Raw genomic sequence first — 18,567 nt, 5'->3', positions numbered from 1 at the left:
GTCGCCTGCGCGCAAGCAGCCTTGCATTTGGCGCTGGAGCATCATTGCCCGTTTGCCCTGTTGGTCGAAGGCAACCCGTGATGTGGTAGCGGCATCATCGAGAGCCCTGAAATCAGCGAGCATCGTCAGCAGACAGTTAAGCGGAAAAGTTTGCGAGAGGCCCAATTTCCCCACCAATTACCGTCTCCGCTTTTCGGTGGTCGCTTTCGGGATCCTGGCATCGCTCCCTATCGGCAGGCGCGAGAAAATGATCCACTATGTTTACAGAAGAATCGAACGCAAGAAAACGTCTATCGGCCCAGTCGAAATTAGGCTCTTGCTCTAATTTTCCCTATCTCACGATATATAGCAAAAGTATCATGCACTGTTCATGCACAATACTCTAAGCTCGTTTCACCAGCAGCAGAAGCCGCCGTCGACAAGGAGATCGACGCCGGTGCAATAGGATGCGGCGTCGGACAGGAGAAAGATCGCGGGGCCGACCATCTCGTCGACGCTCGCCATGCGCTGCATCGGGGTCTGGCTCTCGAACTCCTTGGTCTGGTGCACCATTTCGGGCCGCGTGTTCATCGGCGTCGCGGTGTAGCCGGGGCTGATGGAGTTCACGCGGATGCCGCGTTCGACCCATTCCATTGCCATCGACTTCGACATGTGGATGACGCCGGCTTTGGAGGCGTTGTAGTGGACCTGATTGAGGCCCCGGTTGACGATCACGCCGGACATGGACGCGATGTTGACGATCGAACCGCCCTTGCCATGGGCGAGCATGGCGCGCGCTTCTGGGCAAGAAGCGGCATCTCGAACGCCCCTGGAACATCGTAGAGGTCGACCGCGATGCCGGCCTCCCGCTCAATTAGCCGCTGCATGAAGCCGAGATGGGCCTGACCGACGATATCACGATGCCAGCCAGCCTGAATGAAGGCGAATTTTAGGGGGATCGACATGAATGCTCCGGGCCCTTGAAACACGACAGGATTCCAGAGCGCACGAAAGCACCCGATCCGCTTGGGGATCGAAAGCTTCGTTCTCTCTCATCCGGACTGTAACCGTCGGCCCCGGAATTTCACCGGATCTGCTGACCCGTCCCGTAAAGACGGCGCTCGCGGGCTTTCACCGCCGGTGGGGAATTTCACCCCGCCCTGAGAACCAGGCGTTCCTGAAGCGATAGCGAAGGATTGTCAATCATTCGCGGCATAGCTTCGATGAAGGACGCGGATGGCTGCCTCTCTTGTTGAACGCTATCATTAACGGAGCGCAGGCAAAATAACTGGAACCTGAAAAGCAGAAAATAGCGAAACGCCTTACAGGTCTATTTATATCGCGCTGTAAGGACCTGGCGAGCATACGCTGCCCGTACGCTTTCGGGAATGTTCAAAGGCGCTAAGGGTAGCTGAGTTGGGCGTAGAGCCGACTGAAGCCGCTGTAACCTCAGGGAACACCCTAAAGCGACACACGGGGCGAACACTGAACCCTATTGATTTCGGTGTCACATCGTCCTTGACGGCAGCATTTTGTGATAGTGTAGCCTCATGCCTAAAGCTTGAGGTGATATATGGCACGCATTGATCGCGGTCGCGTCAGCACCGTCGATCAAGACCTCGACCTACAGCCTTCGCAGCTGAAAGCCGAAGGGTGCGAGATCATTCGATCTGAAAAATTGGCGGGAGCAAGCCGTGATGGTCGAGCCGAACTGGCGGCCATCATCGAATTTATCCGCCCCGCGGACGAACTGTTGGTGACGCACCTCGATCGGCTCGGTCGCGACTCATGCGACGTGTTGAACCTCATCTAAGACTGCGAGCAGCGCGGTGCATTCGCCACCGTGCTCGACCAAATGTTTCGAATCGAGCCGGAATGGGCCACCTCATACTGACGGTGCGTGGTATAAAGGCGCAGATGGAACACCGCTTTACAAAAGAGCGACAGCGCGAAGGCATAGAGCGCGCAAAAGCCGACGGCGTATACAAGGGCGGCAAGCGCCGCCTTGACCGAGCGCAAATTGATGCGATCAGTGCGTCAGGCTTGGGTTCAACAGCTATCGCAAAGGCTGTCGGCTGTTCGCGAATGCAAATTTATCGAGTTCTGGGCGAGCCCAAGAAATGACGGCTTAGCGCCGTTTTCTTCGGTTCCGATCCTCTTGCAGCCGTTCCTAATTGCTGACATTCGCGCCCCGAGGGACTGTCCCAACTGGTGGAATAAGACACCACGCAGAATTGGCGGCGAGTATAAGACCTTACAGCACTTTCCGCGTGTCCGCTTTCACAACGCTTTGTACGATCTCGAAGAGTCGCTCTGCGGCTGGACCCAGCGGATCTCCTGCGCGGGTGACGAGGCCGTAGCTTGCGACGCGCATGTCGTCGGCAAGCGGGAGGCGGCCGAGGCGGCTTGCGAGGGCACCGCGCTCGATGAAGAGATCGGCGACCGCCCGGGCCATTGGCGCGATCGCATCGGTTTCCTTAACGAGCGCCAGCGTGAAGAGGACCGAGGTCGTGCCGACCACGCGCCGTGGAAGTTCCAGACCGTGCTTGAGGAGATATTCCTCATGGGTCCGCCGCAAGAGTCCGCCCGGCGGCTGCGTGACCCAGTCATAATCGAGACAATCCTTGAGAGCGATGTCCCGGCCCCGGGTTAGCGGATGGTCGAAGCGCACGATCAGCGCCACGGGTTCGAGCCCGATGGTTTCGATCCGAAATGCGCGGGCGTCCGCCTCCGCCGGAATGCGCCCGATATAGAAGTCGAGATCGCGGTTGAGCAGCGCTTCCGAGAGCTTGTCCGACGTATCGATCAGGACCGAGAGATCGACGTCGGGATAGGCGGCACGCGCCTCGCGCACCGCAGGCAACAAGATTTCAAGCGAGGGGCCGGTGACCGCTCCGATGCGGACCAAACCCCGCGCCCCGACGGCCATCTGGCCGATGCGCTCCTGAACGAGATCGAAGCCGTGCAAAGCGCTCGCGGCCTGGTTCGCCAGAAGCGTGCCGGCTTCCGTCAGCGAGATGCCCCGAACATGACGGGTATAGAGCGGGACGCCGACCATCTCCTCGAGTTGCGACAAGAGACGGGATGCGGCCGGCTGGGTCATTCCTATGTGCTGGGCGGCGGCTCCGATCTGTTCGAAGTCGCGCAAGGCATTGAGCAGCCGAAGCTGCGAGAACTTGAGCCCCTTTCGAACCAGATGGTCGGCCTGTTTCGACTTGTATTTCTCGGACATTGCCGACCTCCTATCGAAGGTGGGCCGGCTCCTCAGCGGACCCAGACGGAACGATCGGCAACATATGGCGCTGTCGGTCGGGTAAGCGGCATCGACCCCTCGCTCCGATCGCCACAACGATGATATACCTTGATTGGTATATCGCAATCTCAAAAGTCTATTTTTCAAATATATCCTGCTTGGCTAAGAATGACTCAAGGCGAAGCGCGGCGAACACGCATGCAGTGCCCGGAAAAGACGACGTGGGATCGGAGGAAGGAGCCGGCCCGCGTTTGGCGTCGAGACGCACGTCTCCGGGTCGGTCGCAGTCCGTGCAGGGCCTTGGGAGGAATGATGGTCGGATCGAACGATCGGCGCGAACGCGCCGTCGCCTGCACGCAGCCGAGCACCGCTCGGTTCGAGACCCGCCCCGCGCCAAGCGCACTCTCTGATCAGTCGAAATTTCCCGGGCCCTTTCGCTCAGATCGAGCGATGCCCGTGAAAACCATGCCGCGATCACCGATGAGGTGGTCCGGGAAACAAAAGACGCATGTCTGCCGGCTGGAGCTGGCTCCCGCGTTTTTTCAAAGGAGGAGTGAAGCATGATCAAGACCCTGATGATGACCGCCGCGATTTCCGTTGGCGCGACGACACTTGCCGCGGCCCAGACCGTAGGCTTCTCGCAAATCGGCTCGGAGTCCGGCTGGCGCGCCGCCGAGACGACGATCACCCGGCAACAGGCCGAAGAGCGCGGGATCGATCTGAAGTTCTCCGACGCCCAGCAGAAGCAGGAGAACCAGATCGCGGCGCTACGCTCTTTCGTCGCCCAGGGCGTGGATGCGATTCTTCTTGCGCCTGTCGTTGCGACCGGCTGGGACAGCGTGCTCCAGGAAGCCCAGGAAGCCGAGATCCCCGTGGTGCTCCTCGACCGCAAGGTCGATTCCGACGAGAGCCTCTATCTGACCGCGGTCGGCTCGGACCTCGTCCATGAGGGCGAAGTCGCCGGCCAGTGGCTGGTCGAAAATGCCGGCGAAGGCGAATGCCGCGTCGTCGAGCTTCAGGGCACGACCGGCTCCTCGCCAGCGATCGACCGCGCCCAGGGCTTCCGCAACGCCATCGAAGGCAACGAAAATCTGGAGATCGTCAGAAGCCAGACCGGCGATTTCACCCGCACCGGCGGCAAGGAAGTGATGGAGAGCTTCCTGCAGGCCGAGAACGGCGGTCAGGACATCTGCGCGCTCTACGCCCACAACGACGACATGGCGATCGGCGCGATCCAGGCCATTAAAGAAGCCGGCCTGAAGCCGGGCGAGGACATCAAGATCGTCTCGATCGACGCCGTCCCCGACATCTTCCAGGCGATGGCGGCCGGTGAAGCCAACGCCACGGTGGAACTGACGCCGAACATGGCGGGTCCGGCCTTCGATGCGCTCGAAACCTACATGAACGACGGGACCGAACCGGAGAAGTTCATCCAGACCGAATCGAAGCTCTACACCCAGAGCGATGATCCTCAGGCGGAGTACGAGGCCCGCAAGGACCTCGGTTACTGATCCGACCCGAGCGGACCGGGGTGGGCCTCCCAATGCCCCGGTCCATTGCGGGCTCAACGCCAAACGACGCGCCCGACGATCCTCTCCCGATGGTCTCCGATGCGCCGAAAAGGTCCCCGATGCTTCTGACGATCCGATCCCTCAGCAAGTCGTTTCCCGGAGCCAAGGCGCTCGACCGTGTCGATTTCGACCTGCGGGCGGGTGAGGTCCACGCCCTGCTCGGCGAGAACGGCGCGGGCAAGTCGACCCTCATCAAGTGTCTCACAGGCGCCTACCGTCGCGATGCTGGCGACATCACGCTGAATGGCGAGGCGATCTCGCCAAGCTCGACCTCCGAGGCGCAGGCGCTCGGCATCGGCACGGTCTACCAGGAGGTCAACCTCCTGCCGAACCTCACCGTCGCGCAGAACCTCACCTTCGGGCGCGAGCCGCGCCGCTTCGGCTTCGTCGACCGTACCGCCCAGCGGGCCGAGGCCCAACGCATGCTTTCAGGCTACGGACTCGACATCGATGTCGGCCGAGATCTAGGCGCCTATTCTGTTGCCATCCAGCAGATCGTCGCCATCGCCCGCGCCGTCGAACTCTCCGGCAAAGTGCTGATCCTCGACGAACCAACCGCCAGCCTCGATGCCGACGAGACGCGCATGCTGTTCGACGTGATCCGCTCCTTGCGCGAGAAGGGCCTCGGCATCGTCTTCGTCTCCCACTTTCTCGATCAGGTGTTCGAACTGACCGACCGCCTGACGGTTCTCCGGAACGGCCAGAAGATCGTGACAGAGGAGACCGCGAGCCTCGACCGGGTCAGGCTCATCGAACATATGCTTGGCCGAGAACTGTCCGAGACCGAAGAAACCGCGCGCAAGAAGACCGACCCGAATGCCGCCGCGCGGCTCGAAGTCGTGCGCTTCCTGAACTTCGGGCGTGCCGGCGTCGTCGAACCCTTCGATCTTACCGTGCATCGTGGCGAGGTCATCGGGCTCGCGGGCCTCCTCGGCTCGGGACGCACCGAGACCGCCGAGCTGATGTTCGGGGTGCAGACGGCGGCTTCCGGCGAAGCGCGCGACGAGACCGGCAAAATCGCCCATGCCAATCCGCGCGAGGCGATCGCGTCCGGTTTCGGTTTCGCGCCTGAGGACCGCAAGAGCGACGGCATCATCGCCGAGCTCTCCGTCCGCGAAAACATCATTCTCGCCATGCAGGCGCGGCGCGGCTGGGCAAAACCGATTCCGCGGCCCGAGCAGGACCGGCTCGCCGCCGACTACATCAGGAAACTCGACATCCGCACCAGCGGCCCGGAAAAACCGATCGGCCAGCTCTCCGGCGGCAATCAACAGAAGGTGGTGCTCGCCCGCTGGCTGGCGATGAACCCGCGTTTCCTCATTCTCGACGAGCCGACGCGCGGCATCGACGTCGGCGCTCACGCGGAAATCCTCAACCTCATCCACCAACTCACCGACGAAGGCATGTCCATCCTCGTCATCTCCTCCGAGCTCGACGAACTCATCGCCGTCTCCGACCGGATCGTTGTTGTGCGCGATCGACGGCATGTCGCCGAACTCACGGGCGATGACATTGCCACCGGTCCGATCGTCCGCGCCATCGCCGACGACAACGGCAAGAAATCGGAAAGGGCCGCCTGATGTTGCGCTCCCTCTCACGGGTCGCACCGCAACTGATCACCCTCGGTGCCATCATCCTTCTGGTCACAGCGTTCTTTCCGGATTTCGTCCAGATCGGCTACGAACGGGGACGTCTGGTCGGCCCGATCATCGATGTCCTGAAGCGCGGAGCACCGGTAGCGATTCTCGCTGTCGGAATGACCCTCGTCATCGCGACCCGGGGCATCGACCTGTCGGTCGGCACGGTGATGGCGATCTCCGGCGCGGTCGGCGCATGGGCGATTGCGTCCGGGCTCGGTCTCGTGCCGGCGCTGCTTCTGGCGATCGGGGCCGGACTTCTCTGCGGGCTCTGGAACGGCTGTCTCGTCGCGATCATCGGCATCCAGCCGATCGTCGCGACGCTGATCCTGATGACCTCCGGACGCGGGATCGCCCAGCTCATCACCGAAGGGCGCATCCTCACCTTCAACGATCCGTCATTCGCCTTCTTCGGCTCCGGAACGCTTCTCGGCATTCCGTTTCCAGCGGTGCTCTGGGTGCTGCTCGCGATCGCGATGACGCTTCTGATGCGGCGCACGGCGCTCGGCATCCTGGTCGAGGCGATCGGCGTCAACCGCTCGGCATCGGCGCTCGCTGGCGTCAATGCGCGAGTGCTCCTGATCGCCGTCTATATGGCGGCCGGTCTCTGCGCCGCGTTCGCCGGCATCGTTGCGACCGCCGACATCCGCGGGGCCGACGCCAACAACACCGGCCTCTGGCTCGAACTCGACGCGATCCTCGCGGTGGTCATCGGCGGCAATTCGCTGCTCGGCGGCCGCTTCTCGATCGCCGCCTCGGTGATCGGCGCGATCATCATCCAAACCATCGACACCGGCATCCTGCTCGCCGGTTTCCCGTCGGAATACAATCTCGTCATCAAGGCCGGGCTGGTGCTGATCATCCTCGTCGTCCAGTCGCCGAATCTCGCGCAGAGCTGGGGCTTCATAAAGGACGAGATTCGCCGAAGGAGAGAACGAAGCTACGAGGCTCGAAAGGAGCTGAGCTCGTGACCGTCAATCCGCGCTTCTATCCGCTGTTCGCAACCATTGCGATCTTCCTCGTCGCCTATACGGTCTGCTGGATCCAGTTTCCCAACATGCTTTCGACGCGGGTCGTCGGCAATCTTCTGACCGACAACGCCTATCTCGGCATCGTCGCGGTCGGCATGACGGTAGTGATCCTCTCGGGCGGCATCGACCTGTCTGTCGGCTCGGTGATCGCCTTCTCTGGCGTATTCATCGCGGTCGTCCTGCGCGAGACTTCACTTCACCCGCTGGCCGTCTTCGTCCTCCTGCTCGCGGTGACGACGGCATTCGGAGCCCTGATGGGGCTGATCATCCATGCGCTCGCCATGCCGGCCTTCATCGTCACGCTCGCCGGCATGTTTCTCGCGCGCGGGGCCGCCTACATGCTGACGATCGATTCGGTGCCGATTTCCGACCCGTTCTACGACCTCATCAAGTCGTCCTACTATCTCATGCCTGGCAAAGGCCGGCTCACCGTCATCGCGGGGGTAATGCTGCTGACGGTTCTCGTCGGCGCCCTCGTCGCGCATCGCACACGCTTCGGCGCGAGCGTCTTCGCCCTCGGCGGCGGTGAGCAGACGGCGCGACTGATGGGTGTCCGGATCGGACGCTCGACGGTTCTGATCTACGCGTTCTCCGGCTTCATGGCCGGCCTCTCCGGAATCGTCTTCTCGATCTACACGGGCTCGGGCTATCCGCTGGCGACCGTCGGCACGGAGCTGACCGCGATCGCCGCTGTCGTCATCGGCGGGACGATCCTCACTGGTGGCGCGGGCTATGTGGTCGGCACTCTCTTTGGCGTGCTCACCATGGGGCTGATCCAGACTTACATCGTCTTCGACGGCACGCTGTCGAGCTGGTGGACGAAGATCGTCATCGGCCTCCTCCTGCTCCTCTTCATCGTGCTTCAGAAGGCACTCTTGAGGCTCTCCTCCGCCAATCAATCCGTCCGCCACGCATAACCGATGCTTGCAGAGGGCGGCTGGCGCCCGGAACCTTACGGCTCGGATTCGATGATACCGTCCGTGTCGAAACCGACGATCTTCTTGTTGAAGGATTCGCCAACCGATCTTTTGTGAATTGGCGATGTCGTTCATGCAGCACTTGTGGGTCCTGATACCAACGGCCCTAACCGATGACCGCTTTGGCGTACTGTCGGTCGGCGATTGATGGAATGCGGTCTGGGTCGTTGGCGAAGAAGTTCCAGGCTTCGCAGCAACAATCGACGATGTCGTCGTAGCTGTCGAAGACGCTGATGGCGAGCTTGTTCGATCGCAGGTAGGCCCAGATGTTCTCGACCGGATTGAGCTCCGGTGCGTAGGGCGGCAGGGTCAGGATCGTGATGTTGTCCGGCACGTGCAGCGCCGCGGTCTTGGCCCGACCGGGGCAGACGGCGCCGAAGATGTAGTCCCACTCGTACCGGGTGCCGCGCGGTGCCCGGCGGCGGCTTCCGCGCTCAGCCCGAATGCGGGTCAGCGTTCCCTGTTGCCCTATTCTCGCGTTCGACGGGAAAACAGTCACCGGCCTGTTTTCATTCACCGTCTCACTCATGGAACCAGACTTCCAGAGGTTTGCCGCGCGCTGCTTCAGGCAGTGCGGCAGCTACCGTTGCGGCGAAGTTTTTTGAACGTCTCTTGCGCCGCAGGATCGGACTTCGGGTCCCTCGCGGACCATCTTGACCAGTTCCGCCTTCTGTTCGGGACCAAGCCGCGAGGTCGGACCGGCATGGAACCGGTTCGAAAGGCCAGCGAGACCTTCTTTGTTGTAGCGGTGCACCCAGTCCCTCAGCGTCTGCCGGTCCATGCCGCATGTCTGCGCGGCCGAACGGCGATCAACGCCGTCCAGAACCAGCGCGATCGCCAGCATCCGCCGAGCCGCCTTCGCATCCGAACTCTTCGCCGCAGCCGCGCGAAGCGCCGCCGGCGAAGAGTTCGTCCGAGTGATCTCAACCGCTATCAAACCCTCCCATGATACGATGGCAGTGAGTCAGCTGCCCAGCAGAAAGGGAAACCATGCCGAGTCAGAAATCGCGGCCGATGGCATGAGCTCCTGATATGAAAAAGGACCCCGGTGGGGCCCTGTGAGGTGAGACTTGTTTTTGCAACCGTCGGCCCGCGCTGCGGCACGCCGGGAGCTGGCGTTAAACCGGTCGCATCGATTCTCGGGCCTCCTCTTGCCAGTTTGTGCCGTGAATACCCGCCGATGGGCGGGGTGTGGGCCAAACCGCGCCATCAGCGAACAGGGAAATTTTCCCATGTCAAGCGCCGCGTGCGCGGACCGCTGCGTTAGGGAGCCCAAGCTAGAGATCGCCGAACATCGCATGGGGGCAATCGGTACCCGCGCGACTTAAGCGACAACTATTTTCGAGATGAGATCCAGTGGTGGGTTGAGCGACTTTGCATCGTCGCACGGCGATTTTTCTGTTGTTGGGGAGTTTCTAGGCCGACCCGCACAGGCTTGGCGAGGCGTGCGCATGAGTAAAAAGATCAATGATTGCAGAATTTTAAATGGTGGGCACGACTGGGATCGAACCAGTGACCCCCTCGGTGTGAACGAGGTGCTCTCCCGCTGAGCTACGCGCCCTGTGCCCGTGCCATAGGGCTTTCCGCTATTCCTCGTCAAGACCGGTTTCGCTGTATGTTCCAGGCTCTTGTTTGGCTCTGCGCGATCGGGATTTGTCCACTGATTGGACTTGCTTCGCGAAAGTAGAAAGCATTTCGATTTTTAAGCTGCCAGTTTCTCGAACTGACGGGCACTGATGAAGTTGAGCGCCGAATGGAGACGGATGGGATTGTAGAAGCCGTCGATGTATCGAACGACCGCGGCGGCAGCCTCGAAAGCGGGTCTGCCAGACAAGCTCTGATTTGAGGGTACGGCAATGGCTCGGCGAAGCGCCGACAGAGCCAGGTCCTTTTTCAGTCGATCACTCGTCGCCCACCCAACGACACGCCGGGCAGACAGGTCGATCACGACGGCGAGATACAGCCATCCCTTTCAGATCCAGATACAGCAGATGTCGACATCCCACTTCTGGTTCGGTCCGGTCGCTGCGAAGTTCTGATCGAGGAGGCGCGGAGCGATCGGAAACGCATGATGACTGTCGGTCGTGCGTTTGAAGCTCCGTTTTTGCCGAGCTTTCATTCCGTTCTCACACATAATCCGGGCGACACGCCGGCGGCCGACCGTATGACCGTCAGCTCGCAGTTCGTGTACCATGCGCGGGCTCCCGCACGCCTCGTTAGACAAGGCGAACGCCGATCGAACGTGCGCGGGGCGGCGGGACGAAAATCACCGTCGCCTGCCGCTTTTCCGTCCGAAATAGGCTCATGCCCAAACGCTGACAGGCCCTTCCTCACGACACTTTCTCCCAATTCCGCGGCTCCGTCAGGAGAAGGTCACAACACGCCGGCCTGACGGATGTCCTCGACGGCAAAGTCGATCAGGGCGCGAATTTTGCGCGAGAGCAAGCGGCCTTCCAGATAGACGGCGCTGACCTGCGCCGCGGGGCTCTCGAATGCATCCATCAGCGGTACCAGCCTTCCGCTCTCCAGCCCGTCGCGGACCGCGAATCGGGGGGCGTAGGCGATGCCAAGACCGGCTGCGGCAAGCTTCGCCGCAGCCCGCGCCGAATTGACGTGAAACCGGCCACGCACTTCGACGGCGCGCTCTTCTCCCTCTTTCAGGAACACCCAGCGGCGCGGCATGCGGCGGTTCGTATCGAGGATGCAGGCATGGTCCTTCAGGTCTTCGGGCATCGTCGGTGCGCCATGTTCCGCGACATAGGCAGGGCTCGCGACCGCGATCGAGCGCATCTCACCCAGCTTCCGAGCTTTCAGCGACAGCATGTCGGCTTGGCCGACCCGAAAGGCGACATCGATCCCGTCGCTCGCCAGATCAACGAAGCCGTCGTGCAGGCGCAGATCGAACATCAGGCCCGGATTTACGTCCGCAAAGCGGGCGAGCATGTCGCCGACATAGACTTCGCCGAAGGTTACGGGTGCGGATATCCGAATGAGGCCAGTAAAGCCGCGCGACCCTTCCGAGACTTCGGCAAGCAGCTCATCTAGATCGTCCAGAAGTGCGGGAGCCCTGGCGAGCAGGTCTTCGCCCGCAGGGGTCAGCCCAACCTTTCGGGTGGTGCGCTGAAGGAGGCGCACGCCGAGACGGCGCTCCAGTTCGGCGACATATTTGGAAGTAAGCCGGTTGGAGACACCGATTTGGTCGGCAGCTGCGGTGAACGAGCCGGTCTTGGCCGTCGTCACGAAAGCCTTCAGTTCGTCGACGAGATCCATGCGCCACCTATTGCGAACAAATTAGAGAAAGTCATTCTCAGATATCGCCATTTTGTGGATGAACTGCAAACGCTAATCTCTGTCGCAGATCAACGAGACTTCCAGCCCACAGACGGAAGAAGCATCTGAACGGAGACATGCGATGACCACCACCTCGACCACCGACTACGCCGCCACGCTGCTGCGCGTTTCGAGCGGCGTCCTCTTTCTCGCCCACGGGCTGATGAAGGTGATGGTCTTCACGATTCCCGGCACGGTCGGTTTTTTCGAGAGCCTCGGCCTGCCAGGCTTCATTGCCTACCTGACGATCGCAGCCGAACTCGGCGGCGGGCTGGCGCTCATCCTCGGCACGGGCGTTCGCCTTGTCTCGCTCGCGCTCATCCCGGTTCTCCTCGGCGCGACCTGGGCCCATTCCGGTAACGGCTGGACGTTCTCGAACGAGGGTGGCGGCTGGGAATTCCCGCTGTTCTGGACGGTTGTCCAGTTCTCCATCGCGCTCCTCGGCGCAGGCGCCCATGCGGTGCGCATCCCGGCGATCGAGCGCAGGCTCGGCCAGTTCGCCTGAGCGAAACGCAAATTCTGCGATATTCTTCCGAAGGGTCTCAGCGCCCCCGGTTCTATCCTCAACACCGAAAGACCCGATCCATGTCCGTGACCCGTACGCTGGACGATCTGAAGTCCAGCCTTTCTCCTTCCGAGCGGATGCCGCTGGTCTTCCTCGGCCATGGCAGCCCGATGAACGCCATCGAGGACACAGAATTTAGCCGCGCCTGGAGCGAGCTCGGCCGTGCCCTCCCCCGACCCAAGGCGATCCTCGTCGTCTCTGCCCACTGGATGACCCGCGGCACGACGCTGGTCGACGTCTCGGCGATGCCGAAAACGATCCACGATTTCTACGGCTTTCCGGACGCGCTCTATGCCGAGCAGTATCCGGCCGAGGGGGAGCCGACCCTGGCGCGCGAGGTGGTCTCGCTCCTTTCCAGCCACCATGCCGCGGAGGACGACACCTGGGGCCTCGACCACGGCGCGTGGACGGTGCTGAAATTCCTCTATCCCGGCGCAGACGTGCCGGTGTTCCAGGTTTCGATCGATATGTCCCGCGGGCTCGACCACCAGTTGGAGATCGGGCGGACGCTATCGGCCCTGCGCGACCGGGGCGTCCTCATCCTCGGCTCGGGCAATGTGGTGCACAATCTGCGCGCGCTGAAGCGGGAGAAGAACAGCCAGCCGCACGACTTCGCGCTGGAATTCGATGCCCTCTTCGCCGATCGCCTGAACGACCGGGACTTTGGGACGCTCGCCAACCGCGACGGACTCGGCTCACTGATTTCCATGGCCCACCCGACCGTCGACCACTACATGCCGGCGTTGACGATCGCCGGAGCCTCCGACCAGAGCGACGATCTCACCTACATGACCGACGCCATCGATCTGGCGTCGATCTCAATGCGCTCCTTCGTTTTCCACGCCCGATAGGGGTAACTCGTCAACCGAGGCCGTGGAGGCGAAGAAGAAGCCGCATGCGCTCTTCGGCAAGGTCCGGTTTCGAGAGAAGCCGGGCCTTGTCCGCCATCCGGAAGAGTTCAGCATAATGTGTGATCTCGCGGGAGGACTGGAAACCGCCCGGCATGATGAAATGGCTTTGGGCCCCGTTCAGCCAAGCGAGAAAGGCGACGCCGGCCTTGTAGAACCGCGTCGGGGCCTTGAAGATTTCCCGGCTCAGCGGAACGGTCGGCTCGAATAGCGCGTGATAGGTGTCGACATCACCCTTCGCCAGCGCCTCCAGCGCCTGGCTCGCTGCCGGTGCGATGGCCGCGAAAGCCCCGAGGAGGGCATGGCTGTGGCGTTGGCCATCGCCTAAAATCAGGTCGGCATAGTTGAAGTCGTCGCCCGTATAGAGCCGTACGCTTTCCGGCAACCGGGCGCGGAAGGCGATCTCGTGCTCCTTGTCGAGAAGCGAGATCTTGATCCCGTCCACCTTGTCCTCATTGGCCGCGATGATCGCGAGCACCGTATCGCTCGCCGTCGCCACATCCGACGAGCCCCAATAGCCGGCGAGCGCGGGATCGAACATGTCGCCCAGCCAGTGGAGCACCACCGGACCCGAGGCCTTTGACAGAAGCTCGCCATAGAGCTTCGCGTAGTCGTCGCCGCTCGCACCGATCGCGGTGAGCGCGCGCGAGGCCATCAGGATCACCTGACCGCCCGCCGCCTCGATCGCCTCCATCTGCTCGGAATAAGCGGCCCTGATCGCGTCGAGCGTTTTCAATTCCTCGGGCGGAAACTGGTCCGTCCCCGCCCCGCAGGCGACCCGCGGCTTGAGCGGATGCGCCTTCGCCTCGGCCATGGTGCGCTCGATCAGTTCCTTCGCGGTCGGCCAATCGACGCCCATCCCCCGCTGCGCCGTGTCCATCGCCTCGGCGAGCCCCAGTCCCTGATCCCAGAGCCAGTGGCGAAACTTGAGCGTGTTCTCCCAATCCACGGAAGGCGAGCCCACCCAGGGATCGCGCTCGGTCAGCGGATCAGAGACGACATGGGCAGCCGCAAACGCCGTCCGCGTCAGCTCCACCGACGGCGCACGCGGCACCAGTGGCTCGCCCGAAAGCGTATGGCGTTCAAGCGTCCCGTCATAGGTGGGCAGGGTGAGCATCTTGGAAACCTCCTCTCAGGCGGGCGTTTCGAGGTCGAAGACGAGGATCCCGTCCAACCCTCCGACAGCGTGTTCGACGAGCCGTGCACCGAAGGCCTTGTGGTCGGGATGATCTTGATAGGCGGCGAGCGCCGCCCAGTCTTCGAACTCGGCGACGAAGCCGTGGACGTACCCCCGCTCGATCTTCTCCGGGCTCTCGCTTCGCCCGGCGGCGACAGTGCGGAAGCCCGGCACTTTGGGCTTGATTGCATGCAGGTCACGCCAGAACTCGGCGATGCCCGCCTCGGTGACGTCGTGCCGAAACCGAACCAAAACGATATGCCGGATCATGACCGGATTCCATGATCGGCGCGGATCATGTCGGAGGCTTTCTCCCCGATCATGATCGCGGCGGCATTGGTGTTCGAGGAAATCACGTTCGGCATGATCGCATTGTCGACCACGCGCAGCGCCTCGATCCCGTTGAAGCGCAGACGCGGGTCCACCACCGCGCGCTCATCCGGCCCCATACGGCAGGTGCTGGCGCAATGATGCGAGGTCTTCGAGTGGTCGCAGATGAAGGCGAAATAGTCCTCGTCCGTCTTCACATCCGGCCCGGGAAGCTGCTCGCGGCGGATATAGGGCTCCAGCGGCTTCTGGGAGAGAATTTCCTGGGTCAGCTTCAGCCCCCTTATCGACATCTCCCGGTCATGCGGGTCGGAGAGATAATTCGGATCGATCAGCGGCGCATCCTTCGGATCCGCACTCTGAAGCCGCACCGAGCCGCGCGAGCGCGGCCGCAGATAGCAGGAGTTGAGCGTCACGCCGCCATCGGGCATCGCCGCGACGCCCTTCTCGATGCCGGTGCCGAGGCCGAGATGAAACTGGATATCCGGCGAGCGCGCAGTCTCGTCCACCGTCCAGAACCCGCCCGTCTCGAAGAGGCTGGAGGCCACCGGTCCCTTGCGCGTGAAGATGTAGCGCAGGCCCGCCAACAGAGAGTTCAGCGGCTTGGCATAGCGGTCATAGGTGTGCGGGCCGGTGACCTCGCAGATGCAGTAGAGGTCGAGATGGTCCTGCAGGTTCGAACCCACCTCCGGCGCATCGAACACCACATCGATGCCGAGGCGCTCCAGATGCTCAGCGGGCCCGATGCCCGAAAGCTGCAACAGGCGCGGCGTCCCGATCGCACCGCAGGAGAGGATCGTCTCCTTGCCCGCCAGAAGCCGTGTCCCGTCGACCAGTGCCACGCCCCGCGCCCGCCCGTTCTCGACGATTAGCCGCCGCACTTGAACCCCGGTCCTCACCGTGAGATTGGGCCGGCCCTCGTTTGGCGCGATATAGGCCATGGCGGCGGACGAGCGCCGAGCATTGCGCTGGGTCAACTGGTAGTAGCCGACACCCGCCTGCTCCGCCCCGGTGACATCATGATTACGCGGAATGCCGAGCGCGGCGGCGGCCTCGAAATAGGCCTCGCAGATCGGCAGCGGCGCCTGCGGCTGGGAGACGCCGAGCGGCCCGCCCGTGCCGTGATATTCGTTCTCGTAGGTGTCGTTGTCCTCGGCGCGCTTGAAATAGGGGAGCACGTCCTCGTAGCTCCAGCCCTCGCACCCCTTCTGCCGCCACTCGTCGTAATCCTGCGCGTTGCCGCGCGTGTAGATCTGGGCGTTGATCGCCGAGCCGCCGCCGATCACCTTGGCCTGGGTATAGTTGAAAACCCGGTTCCGCATGTGCTTCTGCGGCACGGACGACCAGCCCCAGGAGCCCATGCCCTTGGTCATCTTCGCGAAGCCTGCGGGTATATGATAGAACGGATTGCGATCGCGCCCGCCGGCTTCGAGCAGCAGCACGTTCACGGCCTCGTCTTCCGAAAGCCTCGCGGCCAGCGCGCAGCCGGCGCTTCCGCCGCCGACGATGATGAAGTCGAACATCTCGCTCATCTTGTCCTCAGAGCTTTGTTGTCCGGGGCCGAGGAAACCTCAAAGCCTCGGGATCGATAGCCCGCCATCCACCGGGATCGTCGCTCCGGTGGAAAAGGCGAGACGCCCTTCCGCCAGCGGCACGACCACCGAAGCGATGTCGGCAGGCTGGCCCCAGCGCGCGGCGGGCACGAGGCCGCCCTCGATCCGGGGGGTGTATTTATCCTTCACGCCGGCGGTCATCGCGGTCTCGATGATGCCGGGCCGCAGTTCGAAGACGCCGATGCCGTGGGGCGCGAGCCGCGCAGCGAAGAGCTGCGCCATCATCGCCGCGCCGGCCTTTGAGATGCAGTATTCTGCCCGCTCGATCGAGACCATGGTGGCGCTCACCGAGGTGATGAAGGCGATCGAGCGATAGGGCTCCGTCGGCAGATCGATCATCCGCTTCGCCGCTTCCTGCGCGAGGAAGAACGCTCCGCGCAAATTGACATCCATCACCGCATCGAAGCTGTCCGGTGCCATGTCCAGCATGTCGCCGCGTATCTTTGCCGAGACGCCGGCATTGGAGACGAACGTCGTCACAGGTCCGAGATCGGCGGCAATCCGGTCGAGAAGTCCGGAATGCCCGGCAATATCCGTCACATCATGCCGGTAATGCCGCGCGGTCTCCCCAAGCCCGTCGAGCGCCGCGACGATGTCTGCATCGTCGCCCGGCACCGGCGCTGCGATCGCCACCTGCCATCCGGCCTCCGTCAAAGCCTTCGCGACGGCGTAGCCGATACCGCGCTGGCCGCCGGTGATGAGTGCGACCCGGCTCATGCCGAAAGCGCCTTCTCGACCGTCGGCGCAGCCCTCAAGGCGAGCGCAGCCACCGTCAACGCCGGATTGACCGCCGCGGAGGTTGGCAGGGCCCCCGCATCCACGACGAAGAGGTTCTCATGCTGCCAGGACCGGCTTTCCGGATCGACCACCGAGCTCGCCGGATCGTCCCCCATCCGCAGAGTGCCGCACTGGTGCGAGGGCACCCGCCCGTCGAAAAGCCGCGAGAGTACGACCGGAAATTCCGCCGCGCGCATCGCCGACTTCGTAGCCGCGAGCAGCTTCTCGTGCGCTTTCAAGTTGGAGCGCCGCCAGACCAGCTGGATCTCGCCATCGTTCAGCCGGATGCGGCTTTCGGGATCGGGCAGGTCCTCGGTCATCAGGTAGAGATCGATCGCGTGGTGCGAGATCCAGCGCGCGGCGAATTTGGGCAGACTTGGCACCTGTATCTTGAGGATTTCCGGCGTCACGCGCCCCAGAAGCTGCACATTGCCGAGCGGATATCCGCCCTTGCCATCGGAGAGATACCAGTCGTTGAGCCCGAAGGTCTTCTGGTAGACAGCATCATTCTTGTAGCGCGGATCGATCGCGATCACCGCCGTCGCATTGTGGTTCATGAAACAGCGGCCGACCTGATCGTTGGCATTCGCCACCCCCGAGGCAAGCAGCAGCGCTGCCGACTGCACCGCTCCCGCAGCAAGCGCCACCACCTTGGGCGAGAGGCTCACCGTCTCGCCGTTCTTCTCGTAGACGACCTCCGAGATGCGCCCCCGTTCGCTATCGGCCTTCAGCCACCGAACTCGCGCGCCGGTGACGAGCTCCACATTCTCATACGATAACGCCTCGGCGAGCCCGCAGGTCTCGGCATCCATCTTGCCGCAGCGAAGGTCCGGATAGCCGTCCCAGCCGGTCTTGCCCGCCTTCAGCCAGCGCTCGAGATCGACCCCCAGCGGCAGGCTGAACGGCTTCAGCCCGACCCGTTCGAGCCGCGCCCGCACCACGGCGATCGCAGGCTCCTCGGGCACGGCGGGATGCGGATAGCCCCCCACGCGCGGCGGCTCCGTCGGGTCGCCCCCGGCCTCGCCCCTCACCTGATAGAGCGCTTCGGCCTTCTCGTACCACGGCGCGATCTCGTCATAGCGTATCGGCCAGGCCGGCGAGACGCCGCCCTCGTGTTCCATCGCCTCGAAATCCTCGGCCCGGTAGCGGAAGAGAACCGCCCCGTAGAACTTCGAATTGCCGCCCACGTTATAGTAATTGCCCGGCGAGAACCGCTCGCCGTCCGCATCGGTCCACGTTTCCGCGTCCCGGAATGCGCTGTTGGTATAGATCCGCGCCGGATCACGCGCTGGCGCATCGTCCGGGATTTGCTCACCCCGCTCCAGGATCACGATCCGGGCACCCGACGGCGCGAGCCCGGCGGCCAGCGTCGCGCCGCCCATGCCGGAGCCGATGATCACGATGTCCGGCCGACTGCCCATG

At 62.9% G+C, this 18,567-nt stretch carries 16 protein-coding genes, 1 tRNA gene, 3 pseudogenes and 1 riboswitch; of the genes and pseudogenes, 7 read left to right on the top strand and 13 right to left on the bottom strand.

Features of this window, described 5'->3' with window-relative positions:
- Nucleotides 1-393: 393 nt before the first annotated feature.
- Nucleotides 394-780 (bottom strand): annotated as a pseudogene (locus tag ABRA89_RS02280) (SDR family oxidoreductase); the annotation flags it as partial.
- Entirely contained in the window at nucleotides 711-944 is a 234-nt protein-coding gene (locus ABRA89_RS20400; RefSeq protein WP_463671237.1) for a 6,7-dimethyl-8-ribityllumazine synthase, read from the bottom strand. The pseudogene ABRA89_RS02280 and the gene ABRA89_RS20400, both read right to left, overlap by 70 nt.
- Nucleotides 945-1,019: 75 nt before the next feature.
- Nucleotides 1,020-1,151, bottom strand: a riboswitch (FMN riboswitch).
- A 401-nt stretch (nucleotides 1,152-1,552) separates the two neighbouring features.
- On the opposite strand from ABRA89_RS20400, the pseudogene ABRA89_RS02270 reads away from it, so the two are divergent.
- Nucleotides 1,553-2,103 (top strand): annotated as a pseudogene (locus ABRA89_RS02270) (recombinase family protein).
- Nucleotides 2,104-2,233: 130 nt separating this feature from the next.
- Here the strand turns inward: ABRA89_RS02270 and ABRA89_RS02265 are convergent.
- Nucleotides 2,234-3,211 carry a LysR family transcriptional regulator gene (locus ABRA89_RS02265; protein WP_349939819.1) on the bottom strand — a complete coding sequence of 326 codons (978 nt, stop codon included), beginning with the start codon at nucleotides 3,209-3,211 and terminating at the stop codon, nucleotides 2,234-2,236.
- A 581-nt stretch (nucleotides 3,212-3,792) separates the two neighbouring features.
- Here ABRA89_RS02265 and ytfQ point away from each other — a divergent pair.
- From ytfQ to yjfF, 4 genes are all read left to right on the top strand, one after another.
- On the top strand, nucleotides 3,793-4,743 hold the full coding sequence (ytfQ, locus tag ABRA89_RS02260) for a galactofuranose ABC transporter, galactofuranose-binding protein YtfQ (RefSeq protein WP_349939818.1): 951 nt from the start codon (nucleotides 3,793-3,795) through the stop codon (nucleotides 4,741-4,743).
- Nucleotides 4,744-4,862: 119 nt separating this feature from the next.
- Nucleotides 4,863-6,383, top strand: a complete 1,521-nt coding sequence (locus ABRA89_RS02255; RefSeq protein ID WP_349939817.1) for a sugar ABC transporter ATP-binding protein — start codon at nucleotides 4,863-4,865, stop codon at nucleotides 6,381-6,383.
- Nucleotides 6,383-7,411 carry an ABC transporter permease gene (locus tag ABRA89_RS02250; protein WP_349939816.1) on the top strand — a complete coding sequence of 343 codons (1,029 nt, stop codon included), beginning with the start codon at nucleotides 6,383-6,385 and terminating at the stop codon, nucleotides 7,409-7,411. The genes ABRA89_RS02255 and ABRA89_RS02250 overlap by 1 nt, the downstream gene beginning before the upstream one ends.
- Nucleotides 7,408-8,388: a galactofuranose ABC transporter, permease protein YjfF gene (yjfF, locus tag ABRA89_RS02245; protein WP_349939815.1), complete on the top strand. Its 981-nt coding sequence runs from the start codon at nucleotides 7,408-7,410 to the stop codon at nucleotides 8,386-8,388. Before ABRA89_RS02250 ends, yjfF begins: the two co-directional genes overlap by 4 nt.
- 166 nt (nucleotides 8,389-8,554) lie before the next feature.
- On the opposite strand, the gene ABRA89_RS02240 is transcribed toward yjfF, so the two are convergent.
- From ABRA89_RS02240 to ABRA89_RS02220, 5 genes and pseudogenes are all read right to left on the bottom strand, one after another.
- Nucleotides 8,555-8,977, bottom strand: coding sequence for a transposase (locus tag ABRA89_RS02240; RefSeq protein WP_349939814.1), 423 nt, complete (start codon nucleotides 8,975-8,977; stop codon nucleotides 8,555-8,557).
- Nucleotides 8,978-9,028: 51 nt separating this feature from the next.
- Complete coding sequence (locus ABRA89_RS02235) at nucleotides 9,029-9,385, bottom strand: helix-turn-helix domain-containing protein (protein ID WP_349939813.1); 357 nt, start codon at nucleotides 9,383-9,385, stop codon at nucleotides 9,029-9,031.
- Between the two features lie 549 nt (nucleotides 9,386-9,934).
- Nucleotides 9,935-10,009, bottom strand: a tRNA-Val gene (locus tag ABRA89_RS02230).
- 141 nt (nucleotides 10,010-10,150) lie between these two features.
- Nucleotides 10,151-10,696: pseudogene (locus tag ABRA89_RS02225) on the bottom strand (IS3 family transposase); the annotation flags it as partial.
- A gap of 125 nt (nucleotides 10,697-10,821) precedes the next feature.
- Nucleotides 10,822-11,718: a LysR family transcriptional regulator gene (locus ABRA89_RS02220; RefSeq protein ID WP_349939812.1), complete on the bottom strand. Its 897-nt coding sequence runs from the start codon at nucleotides 11,716-11,718 to the stop codon at nucleotides 10,822-10,824.
- A gap of 142 nt (nucleotides 11,719-11,860) precedes the next feature.
- On the opposite strand from ABRA89_RS02220, the gene ABRA89_RS02215 reads away from it, so the two are divergent.
- Together ABRA89_RS02215 and ygiD are read left to right on the top strand one after the other, a co-directional pair.
- The gene (locus ABRA89_RS02215) at nucleotides 11,861-12,283 is read left to right on the top strand and encodes a DoxX family protein (protein ID WP_349939811.1); all 423 of its coding nucleotides are present in this window, start codon (nucleotides 11,861-11,863) and stop codon (nucleotides 12,281-12,283) included.
- Between the two features lie 80 nt (nucleotides 12,284-12,363).
- Nucleotides 12,364-13,194 carry a 4,5-DOPA-extradiol-dioxygenase gene (ygiD, locus tag ABRA89_RS02210; RefSeq protein WP_349939810.1) on the top strand — a complete coding sequence of 277 codons (831 nt, stop codon included), beginning with the start codon at nucleotides 12,364-12,366 and terminating at the stop codon, nucleotides 13,192-13,194.
- Between the two features lie 10 nt (nucleotides 13,195-13,204).
- Here the strand turns inward: ygiD and ABRA89_RS02205 are convergent, their stop codons facing one another.
- From ABRA89_RS02205 to ABRA89_RS02185, 5 genes are read right to left on the bottom strand one after another with little or no spacing between them, the layout of a single operon-like run.
- Nucleotides 13,205-14,368, bottom strand: a complete 1,164-nt coding sequence (locus ABRA89_RS02205; protein ID WP_349939809.1) for a dihydrodipicolinate synthase family protein — start codon at nucleotides 14,366-14,368, stop codon at nucleotides 13,205-13,207.
- 15 nt (nucleotides 14,369-14,383) lie between these two features.
- Nucleotides 14,384-14,698, bottom strand: coding sequence for a Dabb family protein (locus ABRA89_RS02200; protein WP_349939808.1), 315 nt, complete (start codon nucleotides 14,696-14,698; stop codon nucleotides 14,384-14,386).
- Entirely contained in the window at nucleotides 14,695-16,287 is a 1,593-nt protein-coding gene (locus tag ABRA89_RS02195; protein ID WP_463671236.1) for a GMC family oxidoreductase, read from the bottom strand. Before ABRA89_RS02195 ends, ABRA89_RS02200 begins: the two co-directional genes overlap by 4 nt.
- Before the next feature lie 39 nt (nucleotides 16,288-16,326).
- Nucleotides 16,327-17,085, bottom strand: coding sequence for a 3-ketoacyl-ACP reductase (locus tag ABRA89_RS02190; protein ID WP_349939807.1), 759 nt, complete (start codon nucleotides 17,083-17,085; stop codon nucleotides 16,327-16,329).
- Nucleotides 17,082-18,566: a GMC family oxidoreductase gene (locus tag ABRA89_RS02185; RefSeq protein ID WP_349939806.1), complete on the bottom strand. Its 1,485-nt coding sequence runs from the start codon at nucleotides 18,564-18,566 to the stop codon at nucleotides 17,082-17,084. The genes ABRA89_RS02190 and ABRA89_RS02185 overlap by 4 nt, the downstream gene beginning before the upstream one ends.
- Nucleotide 18,567: the final 1 nt, after the last annotated feature.

This window comes from Fulvimarina thalattae, assembly GCF_040239565.1.
GTDB lineage: Bacteria > Pseudomonadota > Alphaproteobacteria > Rhizobiales > Rhizobiaceae > Fulvimarina.
The sequence above is the reverse complement of the archived record's forward strand: the minus strand, read 5'-3'. Positions and strand labels throughout refer to the sequence as shown.

Excerpts from the sequence above, each read along its gene's own strand:
- ABRA89_RS20400 (WP_463671237.1), bottom strand. The coding sequence starts at position 944 with ATGTCGATCCCCCTAAAATTCGCCTTCATTCAGGCTGGCTGGCATCGT.
- ABRA89_RS02265 (WP_349939819.1), bottom strand. The coding sequence starts at position 3,211 with ATGTCCGAGAAATACAAGTCGAAACAGGCCGACCATCTGGTTCGAAAG.
- ytfQ (WP_349939818.1), top strand. The coding sequence starts at position 3,793 with ATGATCAAGACCCTGATGATGACCGCCGCGATTTCCGTTGGCGCGACG.
- ABRA89_RS02255 (WP_349939817.1), top strand. The coding sequence starts at position 4,863 with ATGCTTCTGACGATCCGATCCCTCAGCAAGTCGTTTCCCGGAGCCAAG.
- ABRA89_RS02250 (WP_349939816.1), top strand. The coding sequence starts at position 6,383 with ATGTTGCGCTCCCTCTCACGGGTCGCACCGCAACTGATCACCCTCGGT.
- ABRA89_RS02240 (WP_349939814.1), bottom strand. The coding sequence starts at position 8,977 with ATGAGTGAGACGGTGAATGAAAACAGGCCGGTGACTGTTTTCCCGTCG.
- ABRA89_RS02220 (WP_349939812.1), bottom strand. The coding sequence starts at position 11,718 with ATGGATCTCGTCGACGAACTGAAGGCTTTCGTGACGACGGCCAAGACC.
- ABRA89_RS02215 (WP_349939811.1), top strand. The coding sequence starts at position 11,861 with ATGACCACCACCTCGACCACCGACTACGCCGCCACGCTGCTGCGCGTT.
- ygiD (WP_349939810.1), top strand. The coding sequence starts at position 12,364 with ATGTCCGTGACCCGTACGCTGGACGATCTGAAGTCCAGCCTTTCTCCT.
- ABRA89_RS02205 (WP_349939809.1), bottom strand. The coding sequence starts at position 14,368 with ATGCTCACCCTGCCCACCTATGACGGGACGCTTGAACGCCATACGCTT.
- ABRA89_RS02200 (WP_349939808.1), bottom strand. The coding sequence starts at position 14,698 with ATGATCCGGCATATCGTTTTGGTTCGGTTTCGGCACGACGTCACCGAG.
- ABRA89_RS02195 (WP_463671236.1), bottom strand. The coding sequence starts at position 16,287 with ATGAGCGAGATGTTCGACTTCATCATCGTCGGCGGCGGAAGCGCCGGC.
- ABRA89_RS02190 (WP_349939807.1), bottom strand. The coding sequence starts at position 17,085 with ATGAGCCGGGTCGCACTCATCACCGGCGGCCAGCGCGGTATCGGCTAC.
- ABRA89_RS02185 (WP_349939806.1), bottom strand. The coding sequence starts at position 18,566 with ATGGGCAGTCGGCCGGACATCGTGATCATCGGCTCCGGCATGGGCGGC.